We start from the raw sequence: 12,584 nt of genomic DNA on the forward strand, positions 1-12,584 counted from the left end.
AATATTTGCGTGACCTGCTAAAGATCACTATGTTGTTCAACCGGCAACCGAAGTTGCAAAGTTGAGTCTTTCTGTGCTGACCGTTTGTCAAAGAACTTGGCGCCTGACCCGTTGGTCGAAGCGTTGTGGCTATGGTTAAAAAAGCATGCCGGACAAAATAAGGGGCCAAGGAACCTGTCGGTCTTTGGACCTTACTTAGTTGCAGTATGTATTGGGAATTTACCCTAGTTGCCCTAACAAATAACGGTACAAAGATAACCTACAGTTCCCGATAAATAAAGTTTTTTAACACTTTTCTAATGGGCTGGTCATTTGACCGGTTGCTTCGCAGGCGGATTCAACATCACTTTGGAGCCCGAAGCGTATGTCTGGATAACCCTGTCATGCTGACTGGAGTTCCTGTCAAAACAAATTTTTATCATTTATTTTTCAGAGGCATTCAGCGAAGCGATGGATGCAATCGGCAGCCGTTGTTTGTTATGGAACACGCGAACACATCAAGAGTACAACATCTATTATGTATAGTGGGATTAAGGAGACTATCTGAGTCAGGCGGGTAAATACACACTGAACGTAGCTCCCTGACCGGGTTGACTGGTAGCTGTGATAAAGCCGCCATGATTAGCCACTACCTTTTCGCAGATGGCCAGACCAATGCCTGTTCCAGCATACTCGTTTTTGCCGTGTAACCGCTGGAACACTTCAAAAATTCGATCCACATATTTGGGGTCGAACCCAATACCGTTGTCATTTACGTCGATTCGGTAGTAGGCCATTGCCTGATAAGTCGTATCGGAGAGTTCTGGTAAATCACGTGCATCTATCCGCTGGCAGCTAATCCGTATACGGGCCTGAACCGTCGATTGACCAAATTTCAGGGAGTTGCTGAGCAGATTTTGAAAGAGCTGGGTCAACTGCACTTTGTCGCCGGTAATCGTTGGCAGGTCAGCTACCTCGACAACCGCATTCGTTTCCTGAACAACTAACTCCAGATCAGTCAACGCCGTAGTCAGTACGTCGTTAAGTGATACAGCCGTTGTTGTATCCTGACGGGTAGCAATGCGTGAAAAAGTTAGTAAATCTTTTATCAGAACAGACATCCGGGAAGCCGCGCTCTGCATGCGCTCCAAGTAATTGACTCCATCGTTTAACTCACTGCCATATTGTTCTTTGAGAATGTCGCCGAATGCCTGAACTTTCCGCAATGGCTCCTGCAAGTCGTGACTGGCGACATACGCGAACTGTTGCAGATTGGCATTGGACCGTTCCAGATCGACAATCAGCATCTCCAATTGCCGGGTGCGCTCCTGAACCTGTCGTTCAAGCTCCTGCTGCACCCGTCTCTGTTTGGTGACATCCTGTGCCGTACCACTTATCTTAAAGGGTTCGCCTTTTTCGTTGTAGAATGTCCTTCCGAGTATATGCAGTATACGTTCCTGCCCGGCTTCGTTTGCATCAAGGGTGTATTCGATGTCATAGATACCGCTGGTACCGGGGGTTAGTGCCTCAGCGATAGCTGCTCGCACGCGGGGCCGATCAACTTCCCGAACGGGTCGATAAGCGCGTTCGGGCGTTATGATCTCGTCGCTACCGATGCCAAACCATTCTCGCAATCGTTCCGAGTAATATAAGGTTGATGTGGACAAATCAATCTGCCAGGTGCCTAACTCAGCCAGTTCGATCGCTCCCCGAAGCGTAATTTCGGCTTCTTCCATGGCCTTTCCAGTCTCTTCCATACCTGTCACCAAAACGCCTGTCGGCATCCCGGACTCATCTGGAACAGGGCTGTAATCAAACGTCCAGTATTGCGCTTCATCTTTACCACTTCGGCAATTAGAGACCAACTGTGCTTCCCCCCAAATAGCCTCCCCACTCTTCAGGACAGAATCAACCAGTACCTTGGTGATAGGCCCTATAGTAGGCCAGACAGCAGCGCCCGGTTTACCGAGCGGGTCGGGGTATTTTCCTTCTGCACCCAGAATAGGGCGATAGGCATCGTTATAAAAACAGATCAGGTCATTTCCCCAAAGCAGAAACATGGGCACCCTTGACTTGAGCAGGAGGCTTACCGTAGTACACAGGTTGGAGGACCACTGGCTAGGCAAACCCAATACGGTTTTTGACCAGTCATACTGGCGAGTACGTGCACCCATCTCGCCACCACCCGTTAAAAAGGTGTATTGGTTGTTCAACGTAATAGCGTCTGTGTAAAAACTGATTGGCACCCACAAGTTAACCAGATAAATCGAATAGGCTTTCCTAAACCCTGTAAAGTCCGGATATTAACGGTATAGCTAAACCAAAATTTGCCGCCTATTTAATTGGTATATGGATAGTACAGGTTGTCCCCTTATTTTGCTGACTTTCAATCTGTAAAGCTCCTCCATGAACCTCAATGAACTGACGGGCTATTGAAAGGCCTAATCCTGTCCCTTCTATTTTGGTTGCATTGCTGGCCCGATAAAAGGGGTTCGTTAACTGAGGTAACTCTTTTTTTGGTATACCGATCCCTTGATCAACAACTTGTATGGTCAGCTGAGATGACTTGAAACAGAAAAGCAATTCCGGGTTTGTTTGAGAAAACTTAAACGCATTCGACAATAAGTTAATCACAACATAAGCCATTAAGTCGGGGTCCAGGTTCACGGGCTTGACTTTGCCCTTGTAACGTATACTTACTTCACGCTTGTCGGGACGTCCGGTAAAATGCAGTGCTACCAGGTCCTGGCTCCAACAGACAACGTCCACCATTTCCGGCGAAAAATAAATTTTGCCAGCCTCACCTTTGCTAAACGACAAAACACTATTCATCAATTTGGTGAGGTTTTTTATCTGATCATGAATGCTCTGCAAATGTCGTTTGATAGGAATCCCTACTTTTTCGTCAAGAAATTCAGCATACATATCAATGGAGTCTGAACTTAGTCCAATGGATGTCAAGGGGTTCCTGAATTCGTGCGAGACCATGCTGACAAATTGGGCTCTCAATGCGTGTGATTCCCGCTCTTTTGTTTGAGACAACTCCATTTCGCGGTTTCTTTTCCGCAAAACAAGCAGAGCCATTACCTGACGGGCCAGAGCAACAAGCGCTTTAGCCTGACCATCAGACAGGTTATTTGGTTTGTTATCGATCACGCAGAGTGTTCCCAGCGCGTAGCCTTCCTCAGTAACCAAAGGCACACCGGCGTAGAACACAACTTTAGGATCCTGCCATATCAATGGATTTAAAGAAAATCGCTCATCTTGAGTGGCATCAGAAACAACCATCATTTCGTGAGGATTTTGTATGGCATGCGCGCAAAAAGAAAGTTGCCGGGATGTTTCTGATAGAGAATATCCAAAGCGGGACTTGAACCATTGACGCTTCTCATCAATGAAGGATATTAGCGAAATGGGCATGCCACACAGCATGGCAGCTAAATAAGTTATATCGTCGTATTGCTGCTCGGGAAGACTATCCAATATGTTGTAATAACCTAAATTGGCCAAGCGGTCAAGTTCATTCAGATTGGCTGCATGCATTTTTATTTTAGGAGGATAGTAGTGTGCACAAGGGCAATTTCAGCAATTCACTATATACTTAAAACTAACAACTATAATTTAATATTCATATTTTCAATACGCCAATGCCATTTTTTTGTTACCAATAAAATATTTTAAGAACATCTGATTCTAAATTTACCTTCTTTCAAATTACCAGCCCTGTTCCTGGATACTCAACCCCTTGATTATATGAAGCTGCACAGTTAGCCGATGCCTAATCAGCAGTAAGATCTTTATAGTTATGGCGGTTGTATACCCGTAGCACTATAGTTACCCGCAGCTAGAATTTTCCTGACCCTTGGGTAAAATAAGCCCCTGCTCTGACGGCTTATCGTCAATAAAAAGTATTGTTTTTTGCTGGTAAGTCGTTGCTGCGGGCGTTTCGCTTAACCAATACCACAAAACCAATGGCCAAATGGGCCACATACGATTTCGACGGTCCTAAGCTGCCAGAGATGTAGAACTGGTCGGTATTTACGCAACCTTTTTGCCTGCATCTTAAGCCAGATCTCCTGCCGGTTTCCATCTTTACCAATAATAGAAACATCACCGATATGTCCTGAACGGGTAGGCAGCTAAGGTTATGGAAATTCAGAAAGAGGCAGAACAGTCCCCCGGGAAGCCAAAATTGAGGGTGCCAGGCGAGTCACCTTACCAGAAAAATTAAGAATGGAATTATAAATTTGTATAAAATAGGCGCAGAATCATTCAAACTCGTTATAAAGCGCTCTACTACTTGGCCTCTACCACGCTCCTGTTACACATAAGCGCTATAAATCTTTACTCATCACCTTTACCAACTTACCTACCTCGTGCTGTACCAACATATCGGTTGGATATCTAGTCCCTATCTGTTTTACATAGTGAGCAAGCAGGGGGAACAATGACGTTGGAGTAACAGCGCGATTGCGGGGCGCATATACTTTCTTTGGCAAGGAGGGCATGTCTGGCAAATCTATATATAAAATGCAAATAAAGTAAATTGGACAGGTTATTATACCAAGTTTGATTAACGTGTTTATCCATTATTCAGACTCAAACAACCAAATAGTAAACTTATAGCACTTGCACTATACGCTATAATGAATCATATATAAGCAACCAATAAACTTATACTTTTTATCAATTAGTACATACTGACCATTGAGAATATGCCTTCTATTGAGTCTATTTTAATTCATAAGCAGAATAACGCTAGACATAGTATCAGCGTAAAATACTACATTCAGCTGGTAGACTATCCTAATCAGATTCGTGAGTAGTTGTTCCTGGCTTTGCAAATTAAAACCCAACAGCTTTCAGGGATCTTCGATCAAAAAAGAAGCATTTACTGCATTGACTAACTTGAATTAAGTCAACAATACGATGTCAAAAATTCAGCTTACAAAAGTTGATCACCCTGAAGTACAGCAAATCCATTGGCATTTTCTTCCAGGCTAGATTCTGTCTTACACCCTTTAGTAAACTCATTAATGGCATTTAAAAAAGGCTTGTCCCTGCGTAACAGGTCGAACCAAAATCCCTGATTTTCCAAGAATCGTTTTAATGTAAATCGCAAAATATAGCGTAAAGGTTGATCACAATCTTTGGGGGCGTATTTTGAAAAAACACTTTTCTTTAAAAAATTGGGAGAGTAGGTTTCTTTACTACTCATGTACGCGTAAACTATATTCCCAAGCGTTTCCACAGGAGTCACGACAACAGCAACTCGATCTCGTGGACCGTCGCTGTTCAAGAATCGAAGCAGGGGCTCGTATTTCAGTTTCAGACGATCCAGTAATAATGTAGCTGAAACCTCATCACTGGTCCACTTCTCACATTTTGTTGGTACTAAAAGTATAAGTTTATCACTCTTTAGGTCTTTATATGCTTCTTGAAAAATACGAAGTACACCAATGGAGCCATTGTTATTTTTATCCGTTGGGCCCTGACTTTTCTGTAATAAAAGTGGATCGAATTTGTTGTCCTCCATCATCAATGCCAGGGTATCCACTGCAATCATTGTCACATCACATTCGCGGATACGTTTGACAACCTCATGGTGGTTTTCCAGTAATTGTTCCCCTGGATAATCCCGGAAAACCAGTTGAATCTTAGGCTTTTTATTCCTTTGTCCGAGCGTAAATTTATATTTTATATCTGTTACTCCATTTTTACGACCTAATCGGGTAGCGGGCACCACATCCGCATTATTGAGTGGCATCTTTGTACTCGTGTCAAAGGCCTTTTGCATGTCTCTAACCGGCTTCCCCAGCAGAGAATCTTCCTCATTAACCGCCCTTATTTCAAGGTCAATATCATTACTGATGACTTGATCAAATTGGTAGTAGATAGAGGAAAGTAAACTGGTCTTACCGACACGTGCCTGACCAAGCACTGTTATGTTAAATTCTTTGAGCATATCTTAATTATCAATTTCGGATTCTACTAACAGGATGGATCTGTTAATACTGATTACTCGTTCTGTAACTTCTAACCACTGCCGATGTAATCGATTGCTAATTGTTAATTGCTGGAAGTGTTCTGGCCAGATTTGTGCCCTGTTCTCCATATAGAAAGATTGCCACTCTTCTAATGCATTTTCGGAGCGTAAAACTTTGTCAACAAACTGCTCACCAATAGCAAAAATTGCCTGATTGATTTCAACGGGCCAATGTTCTATTTCCCCCTTAAGGCTTTCTAACGCCATTTTTTGCATGGCTACCAGAATATCCTGCACTTCTGCTGCTGAAGGCTTAGGTCCAAGCTCAGCATTACCGGAATCCGGCGTGAGGCAATCCAGGTGATTTCGGAGTCGGTAATATAAAAATCCCTGATAGGAAAGCTGGAAATTGGCCAGGATGCGGAAGGCAGAATGTAATATAGGATACTGATTATTTAACAGGATAGCTAAGTCTTTTAAAAATTCCGTATCTGTATTCGAACTGATATGACGCAAACGTCCCTGACTCTCACTTCTCAGTACATCGATCAGCTGTAATTTGGTATCTTCAACAACCTTATTTAAACCATCCTCCAGACTTTCGAAGTGCAGTGCTAAATAAGTTCTGATGTGATTCAGGTAATACTCACTGGCAGACTTGTACCCCCCAAGCAGGTTCCGGGTGTCTTCAATTTGTTCGATACTAGGCACTCCAGAGTCCAAATATGACTTTTCCTGCGCATCGACGACATATTCATAGAACGTTTCGTTGGGCTTCTCCCGCTGATCACGCAACTTTTTGATCTCTTCCTCAAACCCCGTATAAAGACGTCTGCTCACATCTCTGAAGAGTCGGTTGAAGACCGTGAAGTTAGGCGGGGTCGACTCGGTTGCCAGAAGAAGAAGATCTTTTGCTTTTGCCAGTTCAGTGTCTACCTGCTCCTGTAAAATGCTCAGGCGATCCTGTAGAGAACTTAGATAAGCATGGTCAATTTTTTCAATACTTCTGGTCAAATGATCGAGTACCTTTTGCAGAATAACATCATTAACCTGATCAGCATCTGAGCAATCGGCAATTATTGATCCAACAAACTTCATCTGGTCTGATTTCTCCGCCAGCAATCGCTCACAGTTTCTCAGGTTGTCTTCGTTTGGAGACGACGAACGCACATGGTTCATTACTAAAAAAGTCCACAATTCCAGTGGCAATTCAGGCAATGTACTGCGTACTTTATCATATAACTCGATTTCCTGCGGCTTCCAGACGTCCCCTAATCCCGATGGTTTTTTTACAAAGAGAATAATGTCAACATCATTACTGATTGTGCTGGTTAGCCACCCCTCTCCTACCTGTCCTGTATCGCCAAGACCAGGCATATCTACTAAAGCAATCTGGCCTATGTGTTTGTGGGGAAAGCTACAGATAATGCGCGCTTCGCGAACGGCTAGATAACTGCTGAAAACCTGTTGACCGAACGAATTATCCTGCGCCACATACTCGCGTATTTTTCCGATGGGAACGTAATGTGGCGATGGCTGAGACAACAGATTTTTGTACTCAGGAAGTCGATTTTTGTACAGCTCCAGCCGCTCATATTTAACCTTTAAATTTAAACTCTGCTGTTTTTCAGCAGAGAGAGCAGGCAATGGATTAGCCTCAAACCATTCCAGCGTTAAATTTTCGGCGGTTAACCCAAACAAATCTTTGTAATAGGGAGCTAACACATCCCGTACAAATTCATGTTGAGTATAAAAAAAGATCTCACCATGTGCTTCGACGGAAGGGTTGTGAATTATTGTACTACGAGCTCCGGTACAATGTCCGTAAGGACTCGCTGGTATTGCATCATCCGATAGTCCGGTCAGGCTACGCAAAACCTGGCTTTTACCCTGTCTTGCCAGGCCAATGACACCAATATTTAATGTTTTCCGAACGAAACGAGAATAATATCTGCTGACAGTTTCAATTTGGGATGATATTGTCTTTTTAAGACTGGCGAGTTCAATACTTGTCAGACGAATTCTGATCGACTCGTTATCTACTGAATTTAGAATTTCTTCACGCTGCTGGTCCATTAATTCTATTGCAGACTTTAAGGACAGTAGCTGTTGTCTAATGGTATTTAATTTATAGGCTAATGTTTGCCTTTTGGCAATAATAGTACTGGTTTGTTGTTCTCGGGTAAAAGAGTTTAACATCGTCTCTATGGGTTAGTAATTATGCAAGTCACGTTAAATTTTTGAATAGTTTGCATACAAACTGCTGCATGCATATTCAGTCAATAGTCTTGATTTAATGAGGGATAGATTCATCGGCTTTGTACATGAATATTTTTTAAGATCGGTCTCGCTCATAGTGCTGAATAATTCTCAACCATGCTCTTTTATTCTTCCAGCCACTAACGCAAATAGTTTCGTGATTATAAAGGGTGCTTAGCAAGCTGTCTCTGCCAGATTAAGTAGTCCCTTAGACAGAAAACCTGTACAGAAATATGTTGTAGATACTGCCCTTACTTTTTATCTATTTTAATAGAAATATTTACATAAGTAAATAAGTATTAAAGGCAAAAAGACACACATCTTTTAGTTAAAAGACCTTTGTATAGGCTGTAGTATAGCTCTACTACCAGAACAGAGTGCCCAAAACACGTTGGACGCTATGTTGATGCCTCTCAGGATAACAATGACTTTTAACCGATCAAAACGCTTGATCCAAGTCAATATTAAAGTCTTATACGGCGGACTTAGCTATAGAGACTTGTAACCTTTACCAAGACAAATTTACCTAAAACACCCAACATTGAAACAAATTTATACGAAAGTAACTTAAAAATTATTTAGAGGATAGCATTCATGTTATGAAAATAATAACCTTATCAAAACCTCATTATTCCATGCTGAGGGTAACTACTTGTACTTACTGACCATACATCTACATAGTTAAAAAGTAGAAAGATAATATCGCTAAATGACTATTTACTAAACAGTTAGGCTCAGCAACTGCATCTTTTTTTATTATGCCCTATCGCTACCAGTACTGAGTAAAAATACGCGCGCAGACAAAACAGAGTTGGTTACGGTTAAGCATAATTCAAAATTTTTTCTATTGGATTCTTGGATTCAATGCTTATTATTCTGATTGATGCGCTACTAATTCCCGCTTTAAGATAAGACTCTCATCCACCCATGATAAAGGATGAAATACTATTCAGCCAGGTTGTCCCCGATCAATGAGCCGGTAGTTACCTGCCTTATTTTTGCCAGTGAACACGGAAGCGTACTCAAAGATAAGCAGATGGTATTTCTCGTATTAAACATATTATTAATTTCCGAATACAACAAATTATAAATATTTTATTTATCTAAAGTACATATTTACCTAAGTGCAAATTAGTACAACATTTTCATAAACTTTTTGAGCGTACGTCTTTTCTTATATTTTGATGCCTAATACCGTTTGTACTGTTTAATTTGAACTACTATCCAATCAACTAGCAGTCAACTTTAGCTGGTAAGTATATATACTTAATAAGCATTTGTTGCAAAAATGGATAATGAGCTATTAAGAACTAGTTTTTTACATTAATCGCCAACTAGTTACTGCTCTTGTAAATCGTTGTCAATTCCGTGCCTTTATCGGTTTTTATCTGGTAGCCAGAGACCTGTTGTTATTACTAATATAGCAGCAAGCCTACTGATTAGCGTATCAGTAGACTTGCTGCTATAATGAGAAGAGAGACAACACAGCCAGGTAATGTTACTGAAAGAAGGGGTACATATCATGTCGGGCCATCTACGATCCGTACTCACCGATCTGGCGGAAAAGACCTCTCAGACGAACTTTCTTGCCAATTATACAAGCTGAGGACTTCATTACTGATCGAGGTGGGCCATCAGCGATAGGAATATAAGCCGTTACGTTCGATTCAAGCGGAATGAAATCGTCCGTCCGAGCCGCACGTCTGAGGGCGATTTATTAGCGAGCAACAATTAGCAGGCTCAACCCAACAATATAGCACAGCAACATGCCATTGAGCAGTCCATTAACGCCCTTTGGAGCCGATTGAAATTCGCGCCATACGTAAATACCCCACAAAGCCGCGACCACAGTGGCGCCCTGACCGAGTCCGTAACTAATGGCCGGACCGGCTTTATCAGACGCCAGAATGCTGAACGACATACCCAGACACCAGATCATTCCACCCAGCACACCCGTTAGATGATTACGCCCGCTACCCCGAAAATAATCGGCATAACTAACGGGGGTTCCCTCGAATGGTCGGCGCATAAGCAGGGTATTGAACAGGAAATTACTGATCAGGATGCCGAGCGCAAAAAAGACAACGGCGGTGTATGGACTTAATTTACCCGGCACGGGCTGGTCGAAATTAGGGAACATTGCCTGAGCCACGTAGCCATAAAACAAACCCATCAGACAACCCGCCACCACAGACAGCAGCAACCCTTTTGTCGACAGGTTAGCGCCAGTTGTGGCTGTCCGACGGTAGGCAACGGCATTGAGCAGGATAGCCACCACGATCAGGGCTATGCCGCCAAACAGCAGTCCGGCGTTTCCGACCGGCGCGTTCAGGTAATTGACCACTACGCCGATAACAAGCGCCAGCCCAATGCCAACCGGAAACGCAACTGACATACCCGCAATGGAAATGGCCGCTACCAGCAAAATGTTGGCCGCATTGAAGAGTACACCGCCCCAGAGCGCCGAGCCAATGTTCGCCAGATCGGCCTGCCGGATATCGGCCAGGAACGAGCGCCCGCCTTCACCAATACTCCCCAACGTGATTGCCAGTAGCAGCGCCAACCCGACAATGCCCAGCACGTAATCCCAGTAGAACAGTTCAAAACGCCAGTTACCCGCCGATAGCTTCTGGGTGTTGGCCCACGATCCCCAGCAAAGCATGGTAACGATGCAAAATAACACGGCTGTGCCGTATGATTCAATGATAAACATAGCGGTGCAGGTTAATAACGGGCCAGTATGGGTTTGTTGCCGAAAACGATCAGGTTGCGCATACGCACGGAGTGATCCTTATCCGGGTTGAGCCATTTCAGTCGCAGCGTGTGTTTGCCGGGAGTCAACTGGTATTTCCAGGTCATATCATAGCGTCGACGGGTGAAACTGGCGGGCAGATTGGCCGTTTCCATCTTTTTATCGTCAATGTAAACGTCTACCTGAGCGGTATACCCACTTTCGTATTCGTACTGGCCAGCCTGCGCTTTCGGCCTGTTCTCCCCTACGATGATAAAGCCAACCCCATCGAATGTGGCAGTATACTCGTCAATCAAATCCTTATTAATAGTCCGTTTTTCGGTGGGGAAATGGCCAGTGAAGCCCTGTTCTAACCGAACCGCTTTGGGCGTTTGTACGGCAATGGTTACGTTATCGCCGGTCACTTTACCACCGTTTCGCTCAATAACCTGAAGCGCGTGCTTCATTCCGATGCCATACACATCGTTGAGCGACATAGTCGTGTATTTAAAGTCGATATCCTCTGCTTCGGCAAGTCCCTGTTTCCAGTAGGCGGGAATTTTGTTATAACCCAGCATAGTACCCAGAATACCGCCCGCCGACGATGGATTGCAATCGGAATCCTGACCGGCGCGGGTGCTGATCTGCATGGTTTTGGCGTAATCACCCTGTCCGTACAGCAGCCCCAGCACAATATAGGCCGAGTTGATTTTGGCGTCGATATTAAAAGGGGCAAACACCCCGTCCGAACAGCCCACTTCGTCGGACCATTTGCGTTGTACTTCGAGCCAGGTCCGCTTCCAATCGTTCGGATACTGGTCGTGCCACTTGATCACGTCGGCAATGCATTGATAAAAGGTACTCTGCGCCGGTACGGCTTTGAGTGCTTCGCGAACCACATAGTTAACCTCGTTGTTAATGCCCCCCTGTCCGGTAGACAGGAACGCCAGCGAGTACATAGCACCTACATACACGCCACCGTACCAGCCGTCGCCGTAGTTCATGATATGGCCGATCGGGTCGCCGATCTTTACAGCCGTGTTGGGCATACCGGGTGCCATCAGACCCGAAAAATCGGCTTCGATCTGGAAGTCGATATCGTCGGCATGGGGGTTGTTCAGCCAGTGGCCCGACTCAGGGGCTTTCATGCCGTTGAGGATGTTGTTCCGCCCTACCTGGTTAGCGTGCCAAAGCATATAGTCTGCTTTGGCGAAAGCGTTGGCGTGTTCACTGACGGGTGCGTCGAGGCCTTTCTTCTCAAACACATCCACAAAAGTGAGGTCCATGTACAGATCATCGTACAGGCCGGGACTTTCAAGCATTGTTTTCTTAATGTAGCCGTCGTACCATGGAATAGGCTGATAATCATTCATCATGGTCCCGTTAAACTTGAACTCGGTCGGTCCGCCAAAGGTACAGCCGATGAGCTGCCCAGCCCATCCCCCTTTGATTTTGTCCTGCAAAGCAGCTTTGGTCATGGTGACGGTAGCGGGCGGGCGAACAGACCCGGCATTGATTGATCCTTTCCAGGGCGTCGTTGTGAACGGTTCGCCGATCCGTCCGAAGCCCGCCAGGGCCAGTAACGGAAGGAGGAAGTAGCTTTTTTTCATTGGGTTTAGGAGAGTTTAT

Annotated in this window: 6 protein-coding genes; all 6 read right to left on the reverse strand. The window is 44.4% G+C overall.

What is annotated here, in order from left to right:
• Positions 1–548: 548 nt before the first annotated feature.
• The 6 genes from ACYVJM_RS26025 to ACYVJM_RS26050 all read right to left on the reverse strand — a co-directional run bounded on the left by ACYVJM_RS26025 (position 549) and on the right by ACYVJM_RS26050 (position 12,565).
• Positions 549–2,192 carry a sensor histidine kinase gene (locus ACYVJM_RS26025; protein WP_461151150.1) on the reverse strand — a complete coding sequence of 548 codons (1,644 nt, stop codon included), beginning with the start codon at positions 2,190–2,192 and terminating at the stop codon, positions 549–551.
• Between the two features lie 121 nt (positions 2,193–2,313).
• Entirely contained in the window at positions 2,314–3,522 is a 1,209-nt protein-coding gene (locus ACYVJM_RS26030) for a GAF domain-containing sensor histidine kinase (RefSeq protein ID WP_461151151.1), read from the reverse strand.
• 1,402 nt (positions 3,523–4,924) lie between these two features.
• Positions 4,925–5,944 carry a hypothetical protein gene (locus ACYVJM_RS26035; RefSeq protein WP_461151152.1) on the reverse strand — a complete coding sequence of 340 codons (1,020 nt, stop codon included), beginning with the start codon at positions 5,942–5,944 and terminating at the stop codon, positions 4,925–4,927.
• A gap of 3 nt (positions 5,945–5,947) precedes the next feature.
• Positions 5,948–8,164 carry a hypothetical protein gene (locus ACYVJM_RS26040; RefSeq protein ID WP_461151153.1) on the reverse strand — a complete coding sequence of 739 codons (2,217 nt, stop codon included), beginning with the start codon at positions 8,162–8,164 and terminating at the stop codon, positions 5,948–5,950.
• A 1,777-nt stretch (positions 8,165–9,941) separates the two neighbouring features.
• The gene (locus ACYVJM_RS26045; protein WP_461151154.1) at positions 9,942–10,937 is read right to left on the reverse strand and encodes a GRP family sugar transporter; all 996 of its coding nucleotides are present in this window, start codon (positions 10,935–10,937) and stop codon (positions 9,942–9,944) included.
• Between the two features lie 11 nt (positions 10,938–10,948).
• Entirely contained in the window at positions 10,949–12,565 is a 1,617-nt protein-coding gene (locus tag ACYVJM_RS26050; RefSeq protein WP_461151155.1) for an ADP-ribosylglycohydrolase family protein, read from the reverse strand.
• Positions 12,566–12,584 lie beyond the last annotated feature (19 nt).

The sequence above is a fragment of the Spirosoma pulveris genome (assembly GCF_054781875.1).

Excerpts from the sequence above, each read along its gene's own strand:
- ACYVJM_RS26030 (WP_461151151.1), bottom strand. The coding sequence starts at position 3,522 with ATGCATGCAGCCAATCTGAATGAACTTGACCGCTTGGCCAATTTAGGT.
- ACYVJM_RS26035 (WP_461151152.1), bottom strand. The coding sequence starts at position 5,944 with ATGCTCAAAGAATTTAACATAACAGTGCTTGGTCAGGCACGTGTCGGT.
- ACYVJM_RS26040 (WP_461151153.1), bottom strand. The coding sequence starts at position 8,164 with ATGTTAAACTCTTTTACCCGAGAACAACAAACCAGTACTATTATTGCC.
- ACYVJM_RS26045 (WP_461151154.1), bottom strand. The coding sequence starts at position 10,937 with ATGTTTATCATTGAATCATACGGCACAGCCGTGTTATTTTGCATCGTT.
- ACYVJM_RS26050 (WP_461151155.1), bottom strand. The coding sequence starts at position 12,565 with ATGAAAAAAAGCTACTTCCTCCTTCCGTTACTGGCCCTGGCGGGCTTC.